Source organism: Cutibacterium sp., assembly GCF_030525615.1.
Classification (GTDB): domain Bacteria; phylum Actinomycetota; class Actinomycetes; order Propionibacteriales; family Propionibacteriaceae; genus Cutibacterium.
This window is the reverse complement of the sequence record NZ_JAUNEJ010000001.1, coordinates 1-23,293: the sequence shown is the minus strand read 5'-3', so window position 1 is coordinate 23,293 and position 23,293 is coordinate 1. Positions and strand designations below refer to the sequence as shown.

General features: G+C 60.2%; 25 protein-coding genes and 1 pseudogene. 10 read left to right on the top strand and 16 right to left on the bottom strand.

Annotated elements, in window-relative coordinates:
- Positions 1–10: 10 nt before the first annotated feature.
- The 3 genes from Q4B98_RS00130 to Q4B98_RS00120 all read right to left on the bottom strand — a co-directional run bounded on the left by Q4B98_RS00130 (position 11) and on the right by Q4B98_RS00120 (position 2,814).
- Complete coding sequence (locus Q4B98_RS00130) at positions 11–256, bottom strand: hypothetical protein (RefSeq protein ID WP_303194577.1); 246 nt, start codon at positions 254–256, stop codon at positions 11–13.
- Positions 257–408: 152 nt separating this feature from the next.
- Positions 409–1,482 carry a redox-regulated ATPase YchF gene (gene ychF / locus Q4B98_RS00125; protein ID WP_303194575.1) on the bottom strand — a complete coding sequence of 358 codons (1,074 nt, stop codon included), beginning with the start codon at positions 1,480–1,482 and terminating at the stop codon, positions 409–411.
- A gap of 51 nt (positions 1,483–1,533) precedes the next feature.
- Positions 1,534–2,814, bottom strand: coding sequence for a M18 family aminopeptidase (locus Q4B98_RS00120; RefSeq protein WP_303194573.1), 1,281 nt, complete (start codon positions 2,812–2,814; stop codon positions 1,534–1,536).
- A 78-nt stretch (positions 2,815–2,892) separates the two neighbouring features.
- On the opposite strand from Q4B98_RS00120, the gene Q4B98_RS00115 reads away from it, so the two are divergent.
- Entirely contained in the window at positions 2,893–4,113 is a 1,221-nt protein-coding gene (locus tag Q4B98_RS00115) for a DNA recombination protein RmuC (RefSeq protein WP_303194571.1), read from the top strand.
- Positions 4,114–4,133: 20 nt separating this feature from the next.
- Here the strand turns inward: Q4B98_RS00115 and Q4B98_RS00110 are convergent, their stop codons facing one another.
- Both Q4B98_RS00110 and Q4B98_RS00105 read right to left on the bottom strand, forming a co-directional pair.
- Complete coding sequence (locus Q4B98_RS00110; RefSeq protein ID WP_303194570.1) at positions 4,134–5,105, bottom strand: 4-hydroxy-3-methylbut-2-enyl diphosphate reductase; 972 nt, start codon at positions 5,103–5,105, stop codon at positions 4,134–4,136.
- Between the two features lie 28 nt (positions 5,106–5,133).
- Positions 5,134–5,301, bottom strand: coding sequence for a hypothetical protein (locus tag Q4B98_RS00105; protein ID WP_303194569.1), 168 nt, complete (start codon positions 5,299–5,301; stop codon positions 5,134–5,136).
- On the opposite strand from Q4B98_RS00105, the gene xseA reads away from it, so the two are divergent.
- Together xseA and Q4B98_RS00095 are read left to right on the top strand one after the other, a co-directional pair.
- Complete coding sequence (gene xseA / locus Q4B98_RS00100; protein WP_303194568.1) at positions 5,300–6,547, top strand: exodeoxyribonuclease VII large subunit; 1,248 nt, start codon at positions 5,300–5,302, stop codon at positions 6,545–6,547. The genes Q4B98_RS00105 and xseA overlap by 2 nt on opposite strands.
- On the top strand, positions 6,544–6,801 hold the full coding sequence (locus Q4B98_RS00095; protein ID WP_303194567.1) for an exodeoxyribonuclease VII small subunit: 258 nt from the start codon (positions 6,544–6,546) through the stop codon (positions 6,799–6,801). The genes xseA and Q4B98_RS00095 overlap by 4 nt, the downstream gene beginning before the upstream one ends.
- On the opposite strand, the gene Q4B98_RS00090 is transcribed toward Q4B98_RS00095, so the two are convergent.
- From Q4B98_RS00090 to Q4B98_RS00080, 3 genes and pseudogenes are all read right to left on the bottom strand, one after another.
- Complete coding sequence (locus tag Q4B98_RS00090; protein WP_303194566.1) at positions 6,788–7,303, bottom strand: DUF4245 domain-containing protein; 516 nt, start codon at positions 7,301–7,303, stop codon at positions 6,788–6,790. The genes Q4B98_RS00095 and Q4B98_RS00090 overlap by 14 nt on opposite strands.
- A 70-nt stretch (positions 7,304–7,373) precedes the next feature.
- Positions 7,374–8,417, bottom strand: a pseudogene (locus tag Q4B98_RS00085) (PhoH family protein); the annotation flags it as partial.
- A gap of 116 nt (positions 8,418–8,533) precedes the next feature.
- On the bottom strand, positions 8,534–9,220 hold the full coding sequence (locus tag Q4B98_RS00080; protein WP_303194564.1) for a hemolysin III family protein: 687 nt from the start codon (positions 9,218–9,220) through the stop codon (positions 8,534–8,536).
- A 140-nt stretch (positions 9,221–9,360) separates the two neighbouring features.
- Here Q4B98_RS00080 and Q4B98_RS00075 point away from each other — a divergent pair, with 140 nt between their 5' ends.
- Complete coding sequence (locus Q4B98_RS00075; protein WP_303194563.1) at positions 9,361–10,182, top strand: isoprenyl transferase; 822 nt, start codon at positions 9,361–9,363, stop codon at positions 10,180–10,182.
- 11 nt (positions 10,183–10,193) lie between these two features.
- On the opposite strand, the gene Q4B98_RS00070 is transcribed toward Q4B98_RS00075, so the two are convergent.
- Positions 10,194–12,209 carry a thioredoxin domain-containing protein gene (locus Q4B98_RS00070; RefSeq protein ID WP_303194562.1) on the bottom strand — a complete coding sequence of 672 codons (2,016 nt, stop codon included), beginning with the start codon at positions 12,207–12,209 and terminating at the stop codon, positions 10,194–10,196.
- Between the two features lie 57 nt (positions 12,210–12,266).
- Entirely contained in the window at positions 12,267–12,476 is a 210-nt protein-coding gene (locus tag Q4B98_RS00065) for a GNAT family acetyltransferase (protein ID WP_303194560.1), read from the bottom strand.
- Positions 12,477–12,531: 55 nt separating this feature from the next.
- On the opposite strand from Q4B98_RS00065, the gene Q4B98_RS00060 reads away from it, so the two are divergent.
- On the top strand, positions 12,532–12,969 hold the full coding sequence (locus Q4B98_RS00060; protein WP_303194559.1) for a DUF4307 domain-containing protein: 438 nt from the start codon (positions 12,532–12,534) through the stop codon (positions 12,967–12,969).
- 21 nt (positions 12,970–12,990) lie between these two features.
- Positions 12,991–13,509, top strand: coding sequence for a transcription elongation factor GreA (gene greA / locus Q4B98_RS00055; protein WP_303194557.1), 519 nt, complete (start codon positions 12,991–12,993; stop codon positions 13,507–13,509).
- A gap of 61 nt (positions 13,510–13,570) precedes the next feature.
- Here the strand turns inward: greA and Q4B98_RS00050 are convergent, their stop codons facing one another.
- Together Q4B98_RS00050 and Q4B98_RS00045 are read right to left on the bottom strand one after the other, a co-directional pair.
- Positions 13,571–14,545, bottom strand: coding sequence for a hypothetical protein (locus tag Q4B98_RS00050; RefSeq protein ID WP_303194555.1), 975 nt, complete (start codon positions 14,543–14,545; stop codon positions 13,571–13,573).
- Positions 14,546–14,572: 27 nt separating this feature from the next.
- Positions 14,573–15,799 carry an AI-2E family transporter gene (locus tag Q4B98_RS00045; protein ID WP_303194553.1) on the bottom strand — a complete coding sequence of 409 codons (1,227 nt, stop codon included), beginning with the start codon at positions 15,797–15,799 and terminating at the stop codon, positions 14,573–14,575.
- A gap of 101 nt (positions 15,800–15,900) precedes the next feature.
- Between Q4B98_RS00045 and Q4B98_RS00040 the strand changes: the two genes are divergently transcribed.
- Positions 15,901–16,584 (top strand): uracil-DNA glycosylase, encoded by a 684-nt coding sequence (locus Q4B98_RS00040; RefSeq protein ID WP_303194552.1) that lies wholly within the window; start codon positions 15,901–15,903, stop codon positions 16,582–16,584.
- 24 nt (positions 16,585–16,608) lie between these two features.
- On the opposite strand, the gene Q4B98_RS00035 is transcribed toward Q4B98_RS00040, so the two are convergent.
- Both Q4B98_RS00035 and Q4B98_RS00030 read right to left on the bottom strand, forming a co-directional pair.
- Positions 16,609–16,713: a methionine/alanine import family NSS transporter small subunit gene (locus tag Q4B98_RS00035; protein WP_303194550.1), complete on the bottom strand. Its 105-nt coding sequence runs from the start codon at positions 16,711–16,713 to the stop codon at positions 16,609–16,611.
- On the bottom strand, positions 16,710–18,344 hold the full coding sequence (locus Q4B98_RS00030) for a sodium-dependent transporter (RefSeq protein ID WP_303194549.1): 1,635 nt from the start codon (positions 18,342–18,344) through the stop codon (positions 16,710–16,712). The genes Q4B98_RS00035 and Q4B98_RS00030 overlap by 4 nt, the downstream gene beginning before the upstream one ends.
- A 147-nt stretch (positions 18,345–18,491) precedes the next feature.
- Here Q4B98_RS00030 and msrA point away from each other — a divergent pair, with 147 nt between their 5' ends.
- Both msrA and Q4B98_RS00020 read left to right on the top strand, forming a co-directional pair.
- The gene (msrA, locus tag Q4B98_RS00025; RefSeq protein WP_303194547.1) at positions 18,492–19,127 is read left to right on the top strand and encodes a peptide-methionine (S)-S-oxide reductase MsrA; all 636 of its coding nucleotides are present in this window, start codon (positions 18,492–18,494) and stop codon (positions 19,125–19,127) included.
- A gap of 13 nt (positions 19,128–19,140) precedes the next feature.
- Positions 19,141–20,004, top strand: coding sequence for an aldo/keto reductase (locus Q4B98_RS00020; RefSeq protein WP_303194546.1), 864 nt, complete (start codon positions 19,141–19,143; stop codon positions 20,002–20,004).
- Between the two features lie 149 nt (positions 20,005–20,153).
- Here the strand turns inward: Q4B98_RS00020 and Q4B98_RS00015 are convergent, their stop codons facing one another.
- Positions 20,154–22,142: an OPT family oligopeptide transporter gene (locus Q4B98_RS00015; RefSeq protein WP_303194545.1), complete on the bottom strand. Its 1,989-nt coding sequence runs from the start codon at positions 22,140–22,142 to the stop codon at positions 20,154–20,156.
- A gap of 67 nt (positions 22,143–22,209) precedes the next feature.
- Complete coding sequence (locus Q4B98_RS00010) at positions 22,210–22,641, bottom strand: GtrA family protein (protein WP_303194544.1); 432 nt, start codon at positions 22,639–22,641, stop codon at positions 22,210–22,212.
- 135 nt (positions 22,642–22,776) lie between these two features.
- On the opposite strand from Q4B98_RS00010, the gene Q4B98_RS00005 reads away from it, so the two are divergent.
- Complete coding sequence (locus Q4B98_RS00005; RefSeq protein WP_303194543.1) at positions 22,777–23,265, top strand: GNAT family N-acetyltransferase; 489 nt, start codon at positions 22,777–22,779, stop codon at positions 23,263–23,265.
- The last annotated feature ends 28 nt before the right edge of the window (positions 23,266–23,293 follow it).

The following is a 23,293-nucleotide window of genomic DNA, read 5'->3' as shown; positions in this document are numbered from 1 at the left end:
CCGTGAGTGCTCATATTTCGAGATGGCACTTCACGTTGTGGTCGTCGCCAAGTGCTGGAAGCTCCCACATAGCCCCACCAGGACGTGGCTCTCCGGACATCCACTGCACGCAGCACAGCTCGGCCATGCAGGACCCGACCGCAACCCCGGCAGAAGGATGACAGTAATGCCGGTCCGGGAGCGAGACACGCACCTTGAGACCCCAGCCATCCGATACTGAAATGCACGACAAGAAAGCCCTCGTTCGCCACACCATGACCCCCGACACCCTCAAGTGCGAATACCCCAGTTATTACGAGGCTCGGCGTACCCGAGTGTCAGCGACACACCAGCACATAGGTAGACCACCCGCTACCCGGGTCACGGTGCGGCTGGCCCGCGTCGGTGCTCGGATTCAAATTAACCGACTCACACATTGAACCGGAACTCAACCACGTCCCCGTCCTGCATGACGTAGTCCTTGCCCTCCAACCGCAATTTTCCAGCAGCCTGAGCCTCTTTCTCGCCACCAAACTCGACGAGGTCATCAAAGGACACCACTTGGGCCTTGATGAACCCCTTCTGGAAATCGGTGTGGATAACGCCAGCGGCCTCGGGGGCAGTGTCGCCCTTGTGAATAGTCCAAGCACGAGACTCCTTGTCACCCGCCGTCAGAAAAGTCTGCAGCCCGAGGGTGTCGAAACCGACACGGGCCAACTTATCGAGACCCGGCTCCTCGATGCCGGCGTCAGCGAGGAACTCGGCGGCATCCTCGGGCTCCATCTCGGCCAGCTCAGCCTCGAATTCGGCGTCAAGGAAGATCGCTTCAGCCGGTGCTACCAGCTCCTCCATCTTGGCTTGAAAGTCCGTATCGGCGAGTTGATCCTGGTCGCAGTTGAAAACGTAAATGAACGGCTTAGTCGTCAGCAGGAACAGGTCATGAAGCGGTTCAGGATCAAGCCCGGCTGAGAAAATCGTCCTGCCTTCTTCGAGCACCTCTTTGGCTTGTTCCCATGCCTCGGCCTTAGGACGCGATTCCTTCTTAATCGCAGCTTCCTTCTGCAGCTTAGGCAGCTGTTTCTCCATCGTCTGCAGATCGGCCAGCACCAACTCGGTGGTAATGGTCTCGATATCGTCAGAGGGGTCCACATGCCCATTGACGTGAGTGACGTCGTCGTCGGCGAAACACCTCGTCACCTGGCAGATGGCATCAGCTTCACGAATGTTGGAGAGGAACTCGTTACCCATTCCCTCACCCTTGCTGGCACCCTTGACGATTCCGGCTATGTCAACGAAGGACACCGTGGCCGGGATGGTCTTGGCGGAATGGAACATCTCCGTCAGCACGTCCAGACGTTTATCCGGAACCCCGACCACACCGACATTCGGCTCAATGGTTGCAAAGGGATAATTCGCAGCCAAGACGTCATTCTTGGTCAGCGCGTTGAACAGAGTCGACTTGCCGGCATTGGGAAGACCGACGATTCCAATCGTAAGTGCCACGTGGAGCCATGGTAGTCGCCGTCTCCGACAAGAGCGACGACACCACCCGGCTCAGGCTCCTTGCCAGTACGCCGCCAATGCGGAAGTCATAAACTCCACATCCTTGACGCCGGCAAGCTCGCGGGTGGAGTGCATCGACATCAGCGGAACGCCAACATCGACCGTCACCATGCCGAGCCTTGTTGCCGTCAGCGGTCCGATCGTCGAGCCACACGGCACTGAATTATTGGACACGAACTCCTGGGTGGGTACCCCAGCAGCCGCGCAAGCACGTTTCCACAACGCCCCGCCCACCCCGTCAGTGGCATAACGCTGATTCGCATTGATCTTCAGCAGCGGGCCTTCGTTGAGCAGCGGATGGTTAGCCGGGTCGAACTTGTCAACGTAATTGGGGTGCACGCCGTGTCCAGCGTCTGAGGACACGCACGACGACCTTGCGATCATCGCCCGGTAAGCCGCGCCCGTCATCCCGAGGCCCTCCGCGATTCGCACCAGGACGTCCTCAAGGAAGGGTCCGCAGGCACCGGATCGGGTCGAGGAGCCGACCTCCTCATGGTCGAAACAGGCCATAATCGCCACATCGTCAACAGATTTGAGATCGACGAATGCCGCCACCGACGAATGCACCGAGGACAGGTTGTCCATGCGCTGACTAGCCAGGAATTCCCCATACGGACCAATAACGGCAGGGCGCTGAGTCACGTAGGCGAAGATATCGTGGAAAGCCAGCTCGTCATGGTTGATTCTCGCCTCCTCACACAGCAGTTTCTCGACGTCGAGGTCGGGACGACCCACCGACAGAATCGGCATGAGATGACGCTGGCGATCCAGCGTGAGGTCATCATTGACGGTGCGATCCAGGTGCGGGGCAAGCTGGCTAATGCGCAAGATGGGACCGGTGCGCACGAGATGAACCTGGCCGTTCTTAGTGACGAGACGCCCGGCCAGTCCGAGGTCTCGATCAAGCCAGGAATTCAGCAGCCCACCGCCGTAAACCTCCATACCGACCTGTTGCCAGCCCTGATTGGTGACGGTGGCATTCGGCTTGAGCTTGAAGGACGGGGAATCGGTGTGGGAACCCACAATCCTGACTCCGACTTTCTCGGTGATCTTCTGCGGGGTAATCCAGGCAACGACAGCTCCGTCACGAACCACGTAGTGACGCCCCTCGACCGACGACCATGCCGTAGTCTCGTCCAGCTTGCCGAAACCAGCCTCGTCAAGACGTCGCGCCAGCTCAGCCGCCGCGTGATACGACGTGGGAGAAGCCTCCACAAAAGAGATGACGTCGCGGATGTGATCCGAAGTCGCAGTGTCAGCCATGGCCACCATTCAACCATCACCCGCTGTTCTCCATGATGGAACACGATCTGCGTCAAACGTGTCGGAGGTCCCTGAGACTCTCATACCATGGTGAACGTCGTTGTCGGACTCGTCGGGCTGGTTATTGGTCTGGCGCTGGGATGGCTCATCGCACAGTTACGCGCTTCTCAGCGTGTCGCTGAAGCTGCCTCAACTGCGCGAGTGGCCGCTGAGCGTTTGGAAATTGTCGAGAAAGCAGCTGCCGACCGCGACTCACTCGCCACCCAATTCAAGGCGTTATCTGCCCAGTCCATAGCTGACCAGGATGAACGGGCAGCCAAGGCGGCTCAACGGACTATGAATGACGCCCAACGTCTGCTGGCCCCGGTATCCCACGCTCTAGAGCAGCTGGACCGACGCCTGGCCGAGGTAGAGCAAGAACGCACCGCCATGACAGCGAGTCTTCGAGAGCAAGTTGCCGGAGTCAGCAGCGCCGGAGAGAACTTGCGTAAGGAGACCGCTAGCCTCGTCACCGCGCTGCGTAAACCCCAGGTCCGAGGGGCTTGGGGTGAAATGCAGCTGCAGCGCACCGCCGAGGTAGCCGGAATGCTGGAACACTGCGACTTTCAGACACAGCAAACGACGACCGCCCAAGGTACTCCCCAGCGCCCCGACATGACGGTGAGGCTTTCGGGCAACCGGTGCATCCATATTGACGCCAAAACTCCGCTGGCGGCGTTCCTCGACGCCACTGAATGCGAGGACCCCGAGGAGTATGACGCCCAGATGGCGCGGTTCGCCCGTCACGTACGCACCCACATCGATCAGCTATCTGCCAAGGGATACTGGCGCACCGACCTGGACTCCCCCGAGTTCGTGGTGTGCTTCTTACCTTCCGACGCCTTCCTCCAGGCTGCCCTACAGCAGATGCCCGATCTCCACGAATATGCCAATCGACGCGGGATCGTACTGGCCAGTCCGTCGGTTCTTATCCCGATGTTGAGAACAGTCGCTCTGGCATGGCGACAGGAGGCCGTCGCAAGGAACGCGACCGAGGTCGCAGCGTTAGGGCGCGACCTGCACAAGAGGCTGAGCACCCTAGCCGGCAACCTCGACAAGATGGGACGATCCCTCAGCTCGACGGTGCGCGCCTACAACACCTTGCTGGGCGGCATGGAAACACGGGTTCTCGTCCAGGCCAGACGGTTCGAGGACCTCGGGGTCACTGACGAGGAGGTTTCCTCGCCTACTCCCATCGACGAAACGATTCGTCCTCTCACCGCTGCGGAGCTGACGGAACACCAAGGTGACGATGGCTCCAGCTCTTGAGGTATTCACTGTGCAGGTATTCACTGTGCGCCGGCGCGGCGCTTGCGCAGCTGTGGCGGCAAAGCGAACGACAGCGACTCCTCGATGAGGGTCTCTTCCTCGGCCTGCGGCCACCCTTTCGAGGTAAGAAAGCCGAGCACGCCTTGAACGAGGCTCTCGGGCACCGACGCACCCGAGGTCACTCCAATACTGGTGGCCCCGTCCAGCCAGGACTCTTCAATTTCGCTGGCGTTGTCGACACGGTATGAGGCCCTAGCCCCTGATTCGAGGGCAACCTCCACCAGGCGGCCAGTGTTCGATGAGTTTTTCGATCCCACCACGATGACGAGATCACACTTGGGAGCCATCTGCTTGACAGCTTGTTGACGATTCTGGGTGGCGTAGCAGATGTCGTCAGAGGGCGGATCAATGAGCTGCGGATGGAGCTGGCGAATCCGGTCGACGGTCTCCACCGTCTCATCAACGCTCAACGTCGTCTGCGACAGCCATGCCACGGAACGACTCGAATCCAGCTGCAGATCATCGACATCTTCGGGGGTCTGAACCAGGGTGATGTTCTCAGGAGCCTCCCCCGTCGTCCCCTCAACCTCCTCGTGACCGGCATGACCGATGAGCAAAATCTGGGTGCCATCGTTGGCGAACCTCTTGGCCTCGTGATGCACCTTCGTCACCAGCGGGCAGGTAGCGTCAATCGTTCGCAGCCCACGGTGCGCAGCCTCGTTCTTGACCTGCGGAGAAACACCGTGCGCGGAAAAAACCACCAGAGCGTCGTCAGGCACCTCGTCAAGCTCGTCAACGAAAACAGCGCCACGCTTTTCGAGGCTCTCTACGACGTGACGGTTGTGGACGATCTGCTTGCGCACATACACCGGCGCGCCATACACCTCCAACGCCTTCTCGACGGTCTGGACCGCGCGATCGACGCCCGCGCAGTAACCACGCGGTGCAGCGAGATACAGCTTTTTGTCAGTGTCCGCCCCCGAAACAGCCATGGTTCCAAGTCTACGAGTCGCCCATCCTTTACCGAATCCGAACAAGAATGCGTCGCAGTGTCGCTTCCGCGCGTTTGAGCCCCAGAGCACCGCCAGCTGCAACTCTCGCACTCTCTGCTTCAGCTGAGGACAAACTCGCGAAAACCGCTGCCTCTCCCGACAGATTGTCGCCGTCCTCGGATAGCGTGTCAGCCATGGCCACGACGAACACTGCTGACGCCCCCCGCTCCCTGGCGTGGGTCGTCAACGCCGTCAAAGGCTGGGTGGAGCGCTGCGGGTCCGTTTGGGTGCAAGCCCAGGTTATTGAAGTTACCCGACGTTCCGGCCCGACCCAGTTCCTTACCCTGCGCGACCCGGTAGAGGAGATTTCTGCCTCCGCGACCTGTCATCGACGTGTTCTCGACGCTGCTGGACCGATTGAGTCGGGAATGATGGTCACCGCCCTCATCCGCCCGACAGTCTGGTCACGTAGCGGCCGCCTCTCCTTCGAGATCTCCGAGATCACCCCCACCGGTGAAGGGCAGTTGCTCGCCCAGCTGGAAAGACGCAAACGTCTGCTGGAGGCGGAGGGGCTTTTCGACATCACTCTGCACAAACCAATCCCCGTCCTGCCACGTGGAATCGGCCTCATCACAGGGGCCGGTTCCGATGCCGAACGAGACGTTCAACGTCACGCCACCTTGCGGTGGCCCGCTGCCCGATTTGTGGTTCGCAACACCCTGGTACAAGGACCCATGGCTGCCCAGCAGATCATCGCAGCCCTGGCCGAGCTCGACGCAGACACCACCGTCGATGTCATCGTCATCGCTCGCGGTGGCGGGTCCTTGGAAGACCTGTTGCCCTTCAGCGACGAGGCGCTGGTACGCGCGGTGTACCGCACTAAAACGCCGGTCGTCTCGGCCATCGGTCATGAACGCGACAATCCCATCCTCGACCTCGTAGCGGATCTGCGAGCTTCCACGCCGACGGACGCCGGCAAGCTCATCGCCCCGGACGCTGCCAAGGAATCCCAGGCCATCGACACAGGCCGTGCTCGACTTCGCCAGATCGTCAGGAGTTTTCTGGATGTCGAGACGGCCCACCTCGCCCAAGTGCGTTCCCGCCCAGTGATGGTCAACCCCGCAGCTACCCTCGACATCACCGCCGAGAAACTCAACTCCTCTCTCCAGCGCCTACGGCTGGCAACCCGTCGCGCCCTGGACGCCGAGAGCCGCGACGTCAATCACATGCTCGAGCGGGTACGCGCGATGTCACCCAAGGCCACCTTGGATCGGGGATACGCCGTCCTTGCTGATTCCGATGGCAGCTCCATCACCTCCGTCGGCGACACCGATCCGGGAGCGAATCTGTCGGTCTATCTGTCCGACGGTACCCTCGGCGTCACCGTCGACTCTCTCAACCGACGCACCCCCAACCGACCCACATCTCAGGAGGATTCATGAGTGAGCAGCAGGGCGAATCGACGACTCCAGAACCCGAGATCCCTTACGAGGCGGCCCGCGATGAGCTGGTGAGCATTGTCGCCCAGCTGGAATCTGGCGGGATTTCCTTGGCTGAGACCATGAAGCTGTGGGAGCGCGGCGAGAAGCTCGCCGACATCTGCCAAACATGGCTTGACGGAGCGCGTTCCCGTATCGAGGCCGCACAGTCAGAAGCCGAGAACAGGCCTGACTCGGCGAATGTCACGAAGTCGTAAGCATTCCCGCGTAGTCCGTGAGGACCCGATAATCAGCGTCGGCGACAATCACTGCCGTAGAGGATTCAATCTTCGTCACCAGCGCGCGAGTACGACCATCCGGACTCACCATCTTTGTCCAGGTGTACTGACCCGCCTTGATCTTCCCATCTGCGGCAGCTGATCTTGTCACCGACGCGACAAATGCCTTGGCAGGCTCATTGGATTGATTCACAGCCAGGTAGATGTCCTCACTGGTCAAAAAACCCAGCTCCCACCGGTTCCCCGCAGAGACGGTTTTCCCTACCCAGCGGTCCCCCTTGTCTGCATACCTCGCCTTGGTGGGCCGCCACTCTTCAGGGGTCTCTTTGGGAGCCAGCACCGGGTATCCGGCATGGGCACGAGCTGACGCCACCATGGGTTTCCAGTCGACCTTTTGAATGTTCGGCTCATCCGGAGTTCTGGTGAAAAACCACACGATGAGTAACACGGGGACGAGGATGACAGCCAAAGACAAGAACATGTCTTTGATGCCGGCTTTGGGATTGGGTGCCACGCCCCGATTGTTGCAGATGAACCTCAGACCGTCGCCTCAGCTGGTCAGCCAACCATGTCTTCGTCACGCTAGTGAGGGTATCGAGGACCGCCTGACCCCACGGGGCCATCTTCTCCCCCCGTCGCCAGGCAGATAACCCAGATCCTGACCGCCGACGGCATACAAGGGCCGGAAGACCATGACCTTCTTATGAAGCTGACGCTCCAGCACCGCCTCGAGCCCTGCGCACAGGGCAAGAGCTGACTTTCCGGTACCGGCTCTTCCTCCCATGGAAACGATGCCGACCTGCGGATCAAGCAGCATGTCGAGGGCGACCCGTTGCTCTGCGGACCGGCCACGAATACCGAAAGCTTCCTGGTCGTTGGGGATAAGTCGGGCCGATACGTCCGGCATCCTGCGGGCGAGGGCGCTCCCGCTCGGGCCTTCCAGCACGAGTCCGGCGTGCGCTGGGATCTCATCGAAGATCGAATCGACGACGTGGCCCTCCTCATAGAGAGTCGAAATCATCTCGTCGGGGACCTCAAGGTTGACCATGCCAGTCCAGCCACTGTCAGGGACGAGTTCGTGCCGGTATTCCTCCGCCTCCAGGCCAATGGCCGAGGCTTTGACCCGCAACGGCAGATCTTTCGTCACCAGAACGACGGAATGCCCGGCCAACCGGTAGTTTTGGGCAACCGCGAGAATCCGCGTGTCGTTGTCGCCGAGACGGAATCCGTCGGGCAGGCAATTGGGGTCGGAGTGGTTGAGTTCGACGAGCAGTTCGCCTCCCTCGTCGTTTACCGGCACCGGTCCGACAAGACCGCCATTGTCGAGCCGTAAGGTGTCGAGGATACGCAGCGCTGCACGAGCGAAATGCCCTAGCTCGGGGTGATGGCGTTTACCCTCCAACTCGGTGACGACGACGATCGGCACCACCACTTGGTGCTCAGCGAAATTGAGCAGGGCACGGGGGTCGGACAGCAGCACCGAGGTGTCGATGACGTAGGTCCGCCTCCCCTCAGGTGCCTCCGGAATCGGACTCTGGGCTCGCTCGGAGCCTTCTGGACGGACGGACACGAAAACCTCCCGTGAAAGGCCGCATCTGGGAAAGAAACGTCGTCGAGGCGTCGGAAGCGGCCCCTCTGACATCAAACCTAGAGCCGGAGCGAAGGCACCCAAACAGGTGGGGCGTCCATGTGCTCAGAGTTCCTCAGCTCGTCAGATGACGGCAAGACCGATGGCAACGGCGTGACAGATCGCGGCTACCGCCGTGCAACTGTGAAAGACCTCGTGGAAGCCGAACCAAGTGGGTGAGGGGTTGGGCTTCCGACAGGCGTACGCAACTGCCCCGACGGTGTAAAACACTCCACCGACGAGCAGCAGGATGACGACCGCTGGCCCGCCCACGCGCCAGAACTCAGGCAGCCACCACAGAGCCGTCCATCCCATGACGACGTAGAGAATCGTTGAGGCCCACCTGGGAACACCATTCCACACGAAGCGGAAAGCCACGCCGAGCAAAGCACACGCCCAGATAATCGACAACAGGATCACCCGGGAGGCACCGGTTGCCAGGGAAACAGTCAACGGGGTGTAAGTACCGGCGATGAAGACCGCGATATTGGCGTGGTCAATGCGTCGCAAAACGTCTTTGACCTTCGCCCCCCACGGCACCCGGTGGTAGATCGCGGAATTGCCGAAGAGTTCCAGGCCGGTAAGCGTCCAGATAGCAACGGCGAACCGATTACCCCATGTTGGCGTGGCGATCATGAGGCCGACCCCGGCCAACAAGATTACCGGGGCCATCACAGTGTGGACCCAACCTCGCAGCCTTGGCTTGGGGAGCACGACGCGGTTCGTAAGTACAGTGCAACGATTCCCCTCGACAGTGCCTTGATGCGCCATAGCTAACGACCCTCCCTCTCCACAAAGAACCTACTGTTCGGTAGGTTCTGTCTCCAGACTACCCCGCCAGCAAGCGCCGTCGTGAACGCGATCTGGAGAGCTGCTAACAGCTTGTTCCAAGCACTGACTAATCTGGACTCATGAGCAGCCTGGATCACCGTCTGTCGAAGGTCAGTGAGACCCTCGACCGAATGCACCCGTCCGGACTGCTGTACACCACCTATGAGGCACGACTGCTCGACCAGCTTGATCGCAGTCGGCTGCCCCAACATGTCGCAGTACTCGCTGACGGCAACCGTCGTTGGGCTCGTCTCAACGCCCCGGGACAGCCTCTGGTGACCGGTTACGAGGCCGGCGCGGATCGTCTCCGGGAATTTTGCGCTTGGTGCGACGCCGTTGGTATCCCGATCATCACTTTGTGGGTGCTGTCGACCGACAACCTGCAACGCGCTGAGACGGGCGAACTGGGGCCGCTGCTCAAGGTCATCGAATCCCTCGTCAGCTCCCTTGCTGAGAATCCTCGCTGGCGAGTCCAAGCCGTCGGGGATCTCGATCTTCTTCCCACTGCCATGGCCAAGTCCCTGTGCCGTGCCGGACACAACTCGGCCAATCACGTCGGCATGCATATCAACGTGGCGGTGGCCTATGGCGGTCGTCACGAGCTACGCGACGCTGTCCGGGCGTTACTTGCCGAGGAAGCGGAGAAGGGCACCAGCTTGGCAGAACTCGCGGAAACCCTTGAGATTGACCAAATCGGGGACCATCTGTACACCCGAGGTCAGCCTGATCCGGATCTCATCATTCGTACCTCAGGTGAACAGCGGTTATCAGGCTTCCTCATGTGGCAAAGCGCCCACTCCGAGTTCTACTTCTGTGAAGCGCTGTGGCCCGACTTCCGGAAAGTCGACTTTCTGCGGGCCCTGCGCTCTTTCACCCAGCGGGAGCGACGCTACGGACGCTAACCCTCGGGGTCTCAAGCTCTCCGCCACAGCGGTTCCTTGAGCTCCAGGTAGTCAGTCACCGGCTCAAAGCACACCGAGCTGCGGCACACCCAACATGTCGGCTCACCGCCACGCGGTTCCCGATCCTTGAACCAGGTGCCAAACCCAGATCCCGCACTATCTCGACGCATAATCGCCGACCCGGCCGGAGCCATCCGCCATGCTGCTGCGGCCAGATCTGTGGGTTCTTCCTGAGTGTCAGCGATAACGACAGCGGCCGGCTTGAGACCACGGCGAGCCTCGTCAGCGACGAAATAATCAGCCAACGCCCACCCCGCAAAACGAGGGGTTGACGCCACCACTGACAGCAACGCCGCAGACGCCTCGTCAGCACGAGAGATGAAGTCCTCACGCTCGGCCATCAGGCCTGCCCGACGCAGGGCCATCACCATGACGGCTGTCGCGCTGGGGCAAGCGTCATCGGTCAGAGTGTGGGCTGTTACCGTTAGAAGGTCAGATGTCTGAGCGTCCAAGAAGCTCCCGTCGGGGGCACCAAACCGGGACACTGCCTCGTCCAGCACGTCAACGGCACGGTCAAGCCACAGCGACGCGCCCGTTGCACCAGCCAGACCGGCAAACGACAAAGCCACCCAGGCGTAGTCCTCACACACTCCCGGAGTTCCCGGACGATCGTGGAAGGAGGTGCGCAGCAGCTCGCCGTCATTCCACTGGGTCGACCACAGCGCCTCAGCCAGGTCTCGAGCCTGCTTCACCCAGCGCCACTTGCGCAAAATCATTCCGGCCTCAACCAAACCGTCGATGAGCATGGCATTCCACGCGGTGATGGCCTTCTCGTCACGAGCAGGAGCGCTGCGACGATCACGAGCCGCCAGCAGGGTATCCATGTCAGCGTTGATACGCTCCCACTCGACCCTTCCACGCAGCTGCAGGGTTCCCAGGCCGTTCTCGTCGAGGGGCTCCAGATGTACAAGCGGGCGCAGCCACTCGGCTTCCTCAGACCCCAGGGCGTCGGTGATGAGCTCCTGGTTCCACAGATAGTAGATTCCCTCACGGGTGTGGCCGGCAGCGTCGTCAGAGTCAGCGTCAAGCCCGGCAGCGTACATCCCATTGGGCAGCTTCATCTCCCTGTTGAGCCACAACACCGTGCGGTGAGCGGCGTGGGAGTACAGGTCCCGGCGATCCGCGTCGTGGTCGGCAGTGCGACGCCAGCAGCGGGCCATCGTTCCTAGCAGCAGGGCATTGTCGTAAAGCATCTTCTCGAAGTGAGGGACCACCCACTGAGAGTCTGTGGAGTAACGGTGGAATCCTCCTCCAACCTGGTCAAAAATGCCACCTCGCACCAGGTGTTCGCAGGTGTTCTGTGCCATGTCGAGGCTGGTCGGATCGCCCTTGACCAGCAGGGCGTCCAGCAGGGTGGCGTTCGGAAACTTTGTCGGTCCTCCAAATCCACCGTGGACGATGTCGTAGTCCGCCCCCACCGCGTCAATGAGCTCACCAGCAATCGGACGCGGAACCTCAGGGGCCTTCTCAATGGGCTGCAGGTGCTCGACGATGGCCTGGGCCGACGACACCACCTCGTCGTGACGTTCTCGCCACGCACTACCAAGGGCCTCGACAAGTTCCACGAATGCAGGCTGACCGCCCCGGCGTACCGGCGGGAAATAGGTGCCGGCAAAGAAAGGCTTACCGTCAGGGGTCAGGAAAACGGTGTTGGGCCAGCCACCTTGACCGGTCATCGCCAAAGTCACCTGCATGAGCGCGGCGTCAACCTCCGGGCGCTCCTCCCGATCGACCTTGACGGCAACAACATTGGCATTAACGACCTCAGCCACTTCCGGATCGGAGAAGGACTCCAGGGCCATGACGTGACACCAATGGCAACTCGAATACCCCACCGAGACCATGACAGGCACATCGCGGCGGCGTGCTTCAGCGAATGCTTCCTGCGACCACGGGAACCAATCGACAGGGTTCGCGGCATGTTGAAGCAGATACGGGCTGGTGGATTCGCCAAGGTGGTTGGGCATGGTAGTCAGCCTACGAGCACAACCGGGCCATGAGCCAAGTCGAACCTCAGCACGACGTCAGTGTTTGGCCACGTCCGGCGAAGATTTCGTGGCGTCGTCTTGACGATGTTCCTTAAGGGCGGGACCGCAAGGAGCTGAGTCGAAGTCGATACCGCGGATATTGCGACGAATACTGATCCACGCGACCACGCCGAAGACAGCGAGGGCCAGGCAGCACAAGAAGTTGGCGAGGCCGGTGCTCACAAGCTGGGCTGCAAGAACTGTCATAGTGGCAGCCTACGCTTCATGCCGCCATCTAGGTAAAGAGAAATCCTAAGGCAGAATGGGCCACGTGCCGACCCCAACGAACAGCCAGGATCACGTCCTCACCGACGAGGACCGCGAACGCATCGCCAACCGCTACCCCAAGCAGCGGCGAACCCCCTGGGTCATCCTTATTTTGGTACTGGCGGTCGTGCTCGTCGGCTGGACGGTGTGGGCAGGACTCCATCACGCCGAGCAGCCGATCAGGGCTAGTTTGCACGGCTACCAAGCGGTCTCCGACGCTCGTGTCGACGTCACGATCACCCTGCACCGCCCCGACCCCTCCATCTCCGGTTCCTGCGTGCTGGCTGCCACCGGAGCAGATCATGTGCGCGTCGGTGAGACGACAGTGAAATTCCCCGCCAGCTCCGCGAAGGACGAGACAATCCACACCAGCGTCAAGACTTTCTCACGCGCTGTCACCGCCGAGCTTGAGAACTGTGGACCCCTTAGCTGACGCACGCGATAGGATTAATGAATGCCTGAGTCCCATAACACTTCTCAAGACACTGTGTGGCTGACCCAAGAGGCCTTCGACAAGCTCACCAAGGAGCTCGAGTACCTCAAGGGTGAGGGCCGCACCATCATTTCCAACAAGATTGCCGACGCCCGGTCCGAGGGTGACTTGTCCGAGAACGGCGGTTACCACGCTGCCCGCGAGGAGCAGGGGCAAGCCGAGGCCCGTATCCGTCAGTTAGAGCAAATGCTGCGCAACGCCGAGGTGGGAGAGGCCCCGTCGTCTCCCGACGAGGTCGTGCCCGGGTCCAAAGTAACCGTCTGCTACTTTGACGACGAGTCCGACACTGACACCTTCCTGCTGGGATCGCGACAGGTGATGGAAGTCGACGATTCGGTCGACATCTCCGTCTACTCCCCGCAGTCCCCCCTGGGGGGAGCAATTCTTGGTCATTCCAAGGGAGAATCGACTGAATACAAAGCTCCCAACGGCAAAACCATCAAAGTAACAATCCTCGACGTCGAGCCTTTCCAGCACTGACCCTTCATACACACACTGGGGGCGGGGCACCGTGGTGTCCCGCCCCCAGTGCGTTGAGAACTCACATTGTGCGGACTGCAATCCGTCCGACCAGACAGGAAAGGTCGAGACGGGCTGCTCCGTTACCCATGACGTACTCGTCAACATCCCCGCCCTCAGGCCAGGAGATGAAACCGGTCTGGGCCTTGCCGCGAACCGAGACGTTAGATCCTCCAGCCAACTTGACCACCAAATTGCCCGATTCGACCCGGATCTGGGAGCGGCCGGTATCGATACATCCGGTGATGGAGCCATTTCCAGCCTGGAGCAGACCATCCTCCACCTGATGGACACCATCGATCTCGGTAACGCCGGCCGTCACACGCACTCGACCGAGGTGTTCCACACCGGTGGCTCGCAACGACCCGCCTGACAACTGGATGTCGACCGGCAGATCTGGATGTACTCGGACCGTCACCTCTCGGCCCAGGCCGAGATCCTTAACCCCCTCCATGTCTGCCGGAAGTCGGAATCCCTTGAGGACACCGAGGTCAGGGGCAATATGGCCGTCAATACCAACCTCGATGACTCGTCCGATACGCCGACGGGTGTGCTTGCCTTCGATGTGCAGGCCGGAAACCGAACGGTCTCCGATGAGGCGGACACGACGTCCGGTGCAGTTCAGACGGATCCGGTCCAGATCAGTCGCAGCGTCGACATTCTTCTGCGATTCACCCTCGTCGCTGGCACGACGTGATCCGGGATACACGGTCGAGGCGACTGTCTCGCCGACACTCTCTGCCACCCCAGTGACCACACGCCAAGCCGAGCGAAGCCCTTCCTTAGCCTCCGAAGGAATGGTGAAGCCACCCAGCGGACCCTTCTCGTCGGTCGACGTTTCCTCCTCTGGTGCCCCACGGCGGGGACCAGATCCTTTGTCGGAGCCGTTGGTGGACTGGTCCTGTTCCCCAGCAGCAGCAATACGGCGATTAGCCTCGGCGGTGTCAATCCTCCCGGCAGCAAGGTCCTCGAGGATGGCGGTGATATCAGCGCTCATGGCTCCAACTTTACGTGGGCACCCAACTCATGCCTGTTCGGCAGCCCGGTCATCCGGGCTGGGGGGAACTTCGTCTGCCGGAGTCTCAGGGCTGAGAGCTTTGATGAAGGCGACACCAAAAGCAACAATCGGGATGGCGAACAGGGCTCCCACAATGCCGGAAATGATCGCGCCGACTGCGATACCGAGCAGCACTATGAGCGGATGAATAGACACTGCCTTGCCCAGCAGGAAGGGCTGCAGAACGTGTCCTTCGATCTGCATGACGGCCACAAAGACGATCAACATGATGACGGCTTTAAAGAAGCCCAAGGTCACCAGCACCACACTGACGGCGACAACACCTGCCGTCAGCGCTCCCACGATAGGCACAAAGGCGAGAATGAAGGTGAGAGCGCCGATAGCGATCGACATCGACGAACCGATGATGGCCGCGCCGATACCGGCTCCCAGTCCGTCCACGAAGGCAACGATGACGGCAGCTCGCACGTACGCCACCAGAGCAACCCAACCGCGTTTGGCTGCGTCCAAGATCTTGCTGCGGTGCTTGCGAGGGATAAGGACAGCCGACTTTTCAGCCAGCTTGTCGCCCTCGTACACGAAGAAGAAAGTGGCGAAGAGGGCCATGATGAGGCCCGCTCCAAAACGGCCAATCTGGGTTCCGGCTGCTGCAGCAGTCGACGCGATGCGTCCCTGGGACCCCGCCATGGCTTCTTCAGCCTTGTGCATGAGGTCGTTGAGCTGAGCCTTGTCGGTGTGGAGAGGGCTATCGGCCAACCACGCCAACAGCTGCTCGAAACTGGCTACCGCCTGGTTGCCCAATTCTCGCCACTGCATAGCTATTTGAGCGCCGACGAGGGTGAATACACCTCCGACCAGGATGATGAGCAGCAGCATGCAAAGAGCAGACGCAATACCCCGGTGGATGTGATGGCGCGACAGCCAATTCGCCAACGGCCACATTGCTGCTGTCAGCATAAGAGCGACCGCAATGGGCACTGTCACCTCGGAGGCAGCGTGAAGCACCTGGTAGAGGCCATAAACGAAAGCCGCAATGACGATGAGCCGCCAGCACCATCCCGCAGCAGTACGGACACCGCTGGGAACATCCTCAGCAGGAACAACCGTCGCTGTGACGGATTGCGGAGACGACGCGGCCACCTCCTGAGCACCGATAGTCTCGTCCTCGGCGTCAGTGTGAGGACAGATCGGCGTCGAATCTGGGGCCTTCTTGCCCGAGCCGAACAGCTTCATAGCTTCCTTCCGGAATAGTGTGATGGGGCTGCGGCCCCGGGACGCGTCTTCACAGGGTACCGTCTAGCCCGTCATCCGTATGTATCCATCTGGAGGTCGCCGTGGTAGCTCACCCTCTTGCTGAACTGGTCGCCCCCGACTGGGCAGACGCGCTGGCAGCTGTGGAACCGCGCATCCATGAAATGGGCGATTTTTTGCGTGCCGAGACCGCTGCTGGCCGGGGATTCCTGCCTCACGGGGATCGAATTCTGCGCGCTTTTTCCCGCCCCATGGCGGATGTTCGTGTGCTCATCGTCGGACAGGACCCCTACCCCACTCCGGGTCACCCGGTGGGGTTGAGCTTCTCCGTAGAGCGGAACGTGCGTCCGCTACCGCGCTCCTTACAGAACATCTACGCAGAATTACAGTCTGACCTGGGAATATCCCCTTGTGAACACGGGGATCTCAGCGGTTGGTTTGAGCAAGGAGTGCTGCTTCTCAACAGATGCCTCACCGTCCAGCCAGGTCGGCCAGCTTCACACCGAGGCAAGGGATGGGAAGAAGTGACCCAAACCGCCATCGAAGCGCTGGTGGCTCGCGGCGGCCCACTGGTCGCCATTCTGTGGGGCCGCGACGCACAGTCCCTCGAACCCGTGCTGGGCAGTGTCCCCATCGTCAAATCCTCGCACCCCTCCCCCATGTCTGCCCGATATGGCTTCTTTGGGTCTCGACCCTTCAGCCGCACCAACGACTTGTTGGTACAGCAAGGGGCCGACCCGATCGATTGGGATCTTTCCTCCCACTAATCGAGCCGGCCCCACAAACGCCAGTCAATCCTGCTCAGGATGGTGGAACAGGGAGACAGCCGACGCAACTAATCCGCCCCACACCGTTACCATGGCGATAATCATCATGACGATGGCAGATCCACTCATGACACGGCTCCTTCCTGGGATCCTTGTTCATGGGATTCTTGGGCATTCTCTCTAGCCAGCTCCTCCTCGTGAGTCAGCTCGTGGTGAATAGCTGAACGACTCGGCCACGGGAAGAAAGACACCACAATCGCCAGCACAACAATAAGAATGGACATTCCCCATCCGAAGATTGCGATGAAGTTGCCGGGCATCCCGCCGTATCCATTTCTGGAAACGGTGATGATCTCGGTAATCCACAGGCCCAGCAGAACCAATGGGGCGAGGATACCGACCAAGAACATCCATAGCTTGTTGACCTTGAACGAGGAATACTCGTTGAGGTGATCGCGCAGAACTGGGAGCTTGCGCAGTGCCCAGGTGATGACGAGGCAAGCCACCAACGCGACGCCGACGATACCGACATTGTTGATGAAATGGTCGGTGACATCCAACAGGTTGAGTCCAGTCGTTGTCGGGAACAGCAGGATCGACGCAGCGGCCGTCACCCCGCCAATGACCCAGGTTGCCGCCACTCGGTTCATGCCGGTTTTCTCACGGAAAGCCGCGATGACAACCTCCAGCAGACTAATCATCGAGGTGATCCCAGCAAAGACCAGGGAAACGAAGAAGAGCACACCCATAATCGGTCCGACGGCACCCGCCTTGCCGATGATCTGGGGGAAGGCGATGAAAGCCAGTCCGATACCAGAACCCGCGACCTCGCTCACTGGTTTGCCCGACGCTGTGGCCATGAACCCCAAAGCAGCGAAGACGCCCAGGCCCGCCAGGATCTCGAACGACGAGTTGGCGAAACCAACGACCAAGCCAGAACCAGTCAGGTCCGCCTTCGGCTTAAGATATGAGGCGTATGTCACCATGATCCCGAATCCCACTGACAGGGAGAAGAAGATCTGGCCATAGGCAGCCATCCACACCTGGTAATTGCCTAGGGCGTCCCACGATGGAGTGAACAGGGCGTCCAAGCCGGTCGACGCGCCGTCAAGGGTGAGAGCGACGATGACCAGCGCAATGAACATCACCGCAAGCATTGGCATGAAGACCCACGAGGCACGAGTGACTCCCTTCTGGACGCCGGTGGCCATGATGGCGAGCACCACGACCCACAAAATCAGCAACGGCCAGAAGACTCCGGGCACGAAATCGAATTCGACGTCAATGTTGCTGGCCACATGAAGGAAGTTGCCCATCAGGAACCCTTCAGGGTCATCTCCCCATGCCTTCGTCACCGAGAACCCGACATAGCGAATCGCCCAGGCGATGATGACCGAGTAGTAGATGACGATCACCCAGCAGATAAGGGTCTGCCACCAGCCGATCGCCTCCGTATGCTTGTTGAGGCGACGCAATGCCATGGGCGGCGAGCCACGGAATTTGTGTCCTACGGCGTAGTCGAAGAAGAGCAGCGGGATACCGGCAGTGAGCAGGGCAATCAGATACGGAACGATGAAGGCCCCGCCACCATTGCTGTAGGCGACGTAGGGAAACCTCCAGATATTCCCCAGTCCGACGGCCGAGCCAACCGCAGCGATGAGGAAGGCGCCCCGACCGGTGAAACTCTCACGCCGCTGGGGCTTTCCGGTGGTCTTTCCTCCACCTGCAACGGTCACGCCAGGCTGCGCAGGGTCAGACATATTGATCCTTTCCAGCGGTGAACTCCGGCCCTCAGTCTCACATAGTGATGAAGTCGCGCCGGATAGTGGGCCACGCATTGAGATGACGGGAATTGAGGCGAGCTGCCATTTGTTACGTACCCGTCGACGTCGTGAGGAAAGGGACACATGAACAAGAACGAGATGGTCTCGCCCGAGAACGCTCTGCCCGGCGGCCGTACCCCGGTGTTGGCAATGCCTTTCTTCCACCGCGTCACCGGTGACCGACTCGATCGCTCTTTCCCTCACTCGGAAACGATTTACCTTGCCATGGGCTGTTTCTGGGGAGCTGAGAAGCTCTTCTGGAACACCGAGGGTGTGCTACAGACCGCTGTCGGCTACATGGGTGGTTTCACTCCTAACCCCACTTATCGTGAGGTGTGCACCGGGCGCACCGGCCACGCCGAAACCGTTCGCGTCACCTACGACCCGAAGCACGTGCCGACCACGGAAATCCTCACCCTCTTTCTCGAAAACCACGATCCCACCCAAGGGATGCGTCAAGGCAACGACGTCGGCACCCAATACCGCTCGGCGATCTGGTGTACGACGAGCGAACAATTCATGACGGCCACCACCCTCAAGGGCTCGTATCAGGCCAATTTGCTCACTGCCGGATACGGGGAGATGACGACAACGATTTCGATGTCTCATGGGATCGAGTTCTACCTGGCTGAGGCCGAGCACCAGCAGTACCTCGAGGACAACCCCTTCGGCTACTGCCCCGTTCACGCCACTGGGGTCTGCCTCGCACTCACCCATTGAGGAGGATGAGCATATGAAGTACCGCAAAATCGGACCTTTCCGCCCCTCTGCTATCGCGTACGGCTCGATGCCGCTGGCGATCGAGGGACGTCCCGACCGCGAGACCGCTATCGCAGTTCTCCATGACGTCCTGGACGCCGGCTGCACCCACATCGACACCGCCTGGGCCTACTACGCTGCCGGTGGCGAGGAGCAGTACGGCGAGAAACTTGTGGCCGACGCTCTGGAGTCGTGGGACGGCGACCGCTCTACCATCTCGGTGGCCACGAAGGTTGGGCATTACCGCTGCTTCAACGACGCTGGGGAGGCAATCTGGGATGTCGACGGTTCGCCGGAGAGGCTGCGTCGTGACGCCAAGCTCTCGGCCGAGGCCTTGCGCACCGACCAGATTGACCTGCTCTACCTACACCGCCCCGACCCCAAGGCCGAGTATGCGGAGATGGTGAAGACGCTGGCCAGCATTCTTGACGACGGCTTGGCGCGAACTGCGGGTATCTCGAACGCTAACCCCGATCAGATACGGTTGGCTCACAGTATTCTCGGCGATCGTCTGGTGGCCGTGCAGAACCAGTTCTCCCCGGGTTTCTTGTCCTCACGTCCGGAGATCGAGCTGTGCGGTGAACTTGGTCTGGCTTTCGTGGCGTGGAGCCCGCTGGGTGGTTACCGTCGTCCCCTCGATGAGAACGCCTTCGCTGCGTTCCAGCGCGTCGCCGACGCCCGCAGCGTGAGCCGCGCCCAGGTGATCCTAGCCTGGGAGCTGGCCCAGGGCGATCACGTCATCCCGATCCCCGGTTCTCACCGCTCAGAGACGATTCTGGACTCCTTCAAAGCTGCCGACCTCACCTTGTCGGGTGAGGAACTCACCCAGCTTCCCTGACGTACCCCCGGGCCATGCACATGACGGCTTACCCCAGGCCAGTTCGTCCTGACTCGAGTGCTCTTGGCAGAACAGATCGTCCGTGGTAGGCACCGACTGGCCGAAAACGACGAAGGGGCCACCGGAAACTCCGGTGGCCCCAGGCTGAATCAAGCCTCGACGCGCTCGCGAGCCTGGCGCTTAGTCCACTGGTAGAGAATCGCGATGGCGGCCACGAAAATGATCGCACCGACGATTCCGGCCCCACTGTCCCACGACTCCGGGGCAATGGCGATGGCATCTTCGGATCCTGCAGCAGCAATGAGCGCGGCGTAGATGACACCAAAGATGGATTCGCCGACGATGAGGCCAGTAGCCAGCAAAATGCCGGTTCGCTTCTTGCCATCAACGTCGCCGCCAGTGTGTGCAGCCCACTTGTCAAACAGCCAGCCAAGAGCAGCGCCAACAGGGATGGTCAACGACAGGGTCATTGGCAGGTACATACCCATACCAACAGCCAGCGGAGGCAAAGAGAACTTCTTGGTGGTGTGGGTGAGGATCTCGTCGACGATGATGACGCCCACACCAATCAAGGCGCCGAGTCCCATCAGTCCCCAATCCAAGGAGCCGCCGAAGACACCGGTGGCCAACGATGAGATGAGGGTAGCCTGCGGGGCTTGCAGTGCGTTCGCTCCGGCGCCTGGGGCACCCTGGAATCCGAACGCGGTCTGCATGAGCTGCATGACGGGCGGGATGATCGCAGAACCAAAGACAACGCCGATAATCAGCGCTACCTGCTGCTTCCATGGGGTCGATCCGACGAGCTGGCCTGTCTTGAGGTCCTGCAGATTGTCATTCGAGATGGTGGCGATACCGAAGATAATCGACGCGGTGAACAGTGTGTATGCCACCAACTTGACCGTCTCGTCGCCCCCAACGGAACCGTAGGTGACTTTGATGAGCAGAGCGGCCACCAGCACCACAAGAATGCCGACACCCGAGATCGGGCTGTTCGACGCACCAATGAGACCGGCCATGTAGCCGCACACGGAAGCAACAGCCAGACCGACGAGCAGGATGAACACCAGGCTGACGACAATGACGCCAGCCATGGACTTCGAAACCACCATGTCGCGGGCGAAATCCCACAACATGAAACCAATCGGGAGCATGGAGACCACTACAACGGTCAACACGACGGACACCGGCAGGTCACGCTCGGTTAACGGAACCTGACCACCCTTGTGACGGGTTGTGGAGGAGCGAACAGAATCGCGAATGCCCTTGGCGATGGGACCAATCACCTTGATGAGAGTCCAGATAGCTGCAACACCGATCGTGCCGGCACCGACAAAGCGAACATCATTGGTGAAGACTTCCTCAATAACGTCAAGACTGCCGCCAACCTTGCCAGATACTCGCCACGGCAAAACCGCTCCGTAGGAGATGATGATTCCAACCAGCATGGCTGTGGCAACGGCAACTCCAACGAGGTGGCCCACGCCGATAAGGGCCATTGACATACTGACGCCGACCATCGATCCGCTGCCGTGTCCAGCCTTGAAGGGCTTACTCAGGGCTGACTTCACCAACCTCAGATCAGAAAGCAGTGCGTACCCAGCAGATACCAGGGACCCGACGATGATGACGCGCAGACCCACCTTGTTGGCCTCTGCCGCACCGGCGGAATCGCCAACCTTGAGGACCTCGGCACCGGCGACACCTTCTGGGTAGGGAAGGTCAGACCCGGTGACAAGGGCTCGCCGCAGCGGGATGGAGTACATGACGCCGAGAATGCCGCCCACCAGACAGATCGCCAGAGTCGTCCAGTACGGGAATCCCGTCCACCATCCCACCATGATGAGTCCGGGAAGCACGAAGATGATTGCCGAGAGCGTTCCAGCAGCGGAGGCAATCGTCTGAACGATGTTGTTTTCGACAACCGAATGCCCCTTGAAGTGGCGCAACACGGCCATCGAGATGACTGCTGCCGGAATTGATGTGGCAAAGGTCAAACCGACCTTGAGCCCCAAATATACGTTCGCCGCCGTGAACACCAGCGTCATGAGACCGCCGAGAATAATGCCACGGAGAGTCAATTCACGTATTGATGGCCGTGACAGTTGGGCCGACGCGGGTGCACTCGATAGGTCCGACATACTCCCCTTCTTCCGTACGTTGACCTCCTTACTATGCCACTGCCAGAAGTAGGACGGCCACAACCCGTTACGCCAATTGCCGTCGCCCGGACTTCGGAAACACCCAAAGGCTCAACATGAGATAAACGTATAGCCCCTCAACACACGCCGCAGTGAACCGGGCAAGCTCGAAATGAACCCCTACGTGTTCCAAAAGCGACGAGAGCCCAAGGGTGAGACACACGTAATTCGTCACCATCGTGATGACGTAGCGACCACCTTGACGACCCAGATTCCCATGGGATTGAAAATTCAGCCACCGATTGACGAAGAACGAGTAGATCGCTGACAGGCCGTACCCCAGAGAAACTGAAACTGGGTACGGCAGTCCAACGCCACGGAAAAACACGGCCAGCAGACTCATGTCGATGAGGAACCCAAGACCATTGATGATGCAGTAGCCGATGAATGTGACAGGCAGCCCTGAAAGTGGAAAGGGCAGAGCGGAGTGAATCGTCAAGCACCCTCTGGCGAAGACGCGAGGGGCAGAGCGCCTCGGAATCCTCCTACCCCGGATTCGCTTCATACTGGTTGCCACGTTCCTATCATTGCAGCTAGATCAAGTACCGTCGCCAACAGCCGATACTCTGAGTTCATGGCCACAACGCGACGGGCAACCACAGCAGATCTCCCCTTCATGGTCCATGTCCTCAGACACGCGGCTGGCGGAGTCTCAGGGCCGCTCACCGTCGAGGAATGCCGCACCAACCCAGCCATCGCCCACTACATCGACGGCTGGACTCCCGACCAAATTGGAATGATCTGCCTCGTCGCCGGGTCCCCTATCGGAGCTGCCTGGCTACGTAACCTGCCAGCCTCCGATCCCGGTTATGGATTCATCGCACCAGGGATCCCAGAATTAACTATCGCAATATCACCCCAACATCGGGGGCAGGGGAACGGTGGATTCCTCATTGCCAGTCTTCTCGATGTCTGTGACCACGATCGCATACGTTCCGTCAGCCTTAGCGTCGACGCCGACAATAAGGCAGCGCTGGCTATTTACCGTAAAACCGGGTTTGTTGAGGTCTCCACGCAAAATAATAATGTCAGGATGTTGCGTGTTGCTGATAGTTTGGTTTGAAATAGTAGTAGTGGTGTTACATCGGGTG

What these genes read in the sequence shown, in the direction of transcription:
- Q4B98_RS00130 (WP_303194577.1), bottom strand. Translation starts at nt 256, where the DNA reads ATGGTGTGGCGAACGAGGGCTTTCTTGTCGTGCATTTCAGTATCGGAT.
- Q4B98_RS00120 (WP_303194573.1), bottom strand. Translation starts at nt 2,814, where the DNA reads ATGGTGGCCATGGCTGACACTGCGACTTCGGATCACATCCGCGACGTC.
- Q4B98_RS00115 (WP_303194571.1), top strand. Translation starts at nt 2,893, where the DNA reads ATGGTGAACGTCGTTGTCGGACTCGTCGGGCTGGTTATTGGTCTGGCG.
- Q4B98_RS00110 (WP_303194570.1), bottom strand. Translation starts at nt 5,105, where the DNA reads ATGGCTGTTTCGGGGGCGGACACTGACAAAAAGCTGTATCTCGCTGCA.
- xseA (WP_303194568.1), top strand. Translation starts at nt 5,300, where the DNA reads ATGGCCACGACGAACACTGCTGACGCCCCCCGCTCCCTGGCGTGGGTC.
- Q4B98_RS00105 (WP_303194569.1), bottom strand. Translation starts at nt 5,301, where the DNA reads ATGGCTGACACGCTATCCGAGGACGGCGACAATCTGTCGGGAGAGGCA.
- Q4B98_RS00095 (WP_303194567.1), top strand. Translation starts at nt 6,544, where the DNA reads ATGAGTGAGCAGCAGGGCGAATCGACGACTCCAGAACCCGAGATCCCT.
- Q4B98_RS00090 (WP_303194566.1), bottom strand. Translation starts at nt 7,303, where the DNA reads ATGTTCTTGTCTTTGGCTGTCATCCTCGTCCCCGTGTTACTCATCGTG.
- Q4B98_RS00080 (WP_303194564.1), bottom strand. Translation starts at nt 9,220, where the DNA reads ATGGCGCATCAAGGCACTGTCGAGGGGAATCGTTGCACTGTACTTACG.
- Q4B98_RS00075 (WP_303194563.1), top strand. Translation starts at nt 9,361, where the DNA reads ATGAGCAGCCTGGATCACCGTCTGTCGAAGGTCAGTGAGACCCTCGAC.
- Q4B98_RS00070 (WP_303194562.1), bottom strand. Translation starts at nt 12,209, where the DNA reads ATGCCCAACCACCTTGGCGAATCCACCAGCCCGTATCTGCTTCAACAT.
- Q4B98_RS00065 (WP_303194560.1), bottom strand. Translation starts at nt 12,476, where the DNA reads ATGACAGTTCTTGCAGCCCAGCTTGTGAGCACCGGCCTCGCCAACTTC.
- Q4B98_RS00060 (WP_303194559.1), top strand. Translation starts at nt 12,532, where the DNA reads ATGGGCCACGTGCCGACCCCAACGAACAGCCAGGATCACGTCCTCACC.
- greA (WP_303194557.1), top strand. Translation starts at nt 12,991, where the DNA reads ATGCCTGAGTCCCATAACACTTCTCAAGACACTGTGTGGCTGACCCAA.
- Q4B98_RS00050 (WP_303194555.1), bottom strand. Translation starts at nt 14,545, where the DNA reads ATGAGCGCTGATATCACCGCCATCCTCGAGGACCTTGCTGCCGGGAGG.
- Q4B98_RS00045 (WP_303194553.1), bottom strand. Translation starts at nt 15,799, where the DNA reads ATGAAGCTGTTCGGCTCGGGCAAGAAGGCCCCAGATTCGACGCCGATC.
- Q4B98_RS00035 (WP_303194550.1), bottom strand. Translation starts at nt 16,713, where the DNA reads ATGAGTGGATCTGCCATCGTCATGATGATTATCGCCATGGTAACGGTG.
- Q4B98_RS00030 (WP_303194549.1), bottom strand. Translation starts at nt 18,344, where the DNA reads ATGTCTGACCCTGCGCAGCCTGGCGTGACCGTTGCAGGTGGAGGAAAG.
- msrA (WP_303194547.1), top strand. Translation starts at nt 18,492, where the DNA reads ATGAACAAGAACGAGATGGTCTCGCCCGAGAACGCTCTGCCCGGCGGC.
- Q4B98_RS00020 (WP_303194546.1), top strand. Translation starts at nt 19,141, where the DNA reads ATGAAGTACCGCAAAATCGGACCTTTCCGCCCCTCTGCTATCGCGTAC.
- Q4B98_RS00015 (WP_303194545.1), bottom strand. Translation starts at nt 22,142, where the DNA reads ATGTCGGACCTATCGAGTGCACCCGCGTCGGCCCAACTGTCACGGCCA.
- Q4B98_RS00005 (WP_303194543.1), top strand. Translation starts at nt 22,777, where the DNA reads ATGGCCACAACGCGACGGGCAACCACAGCAGATCTCCCCTTCATGGTC.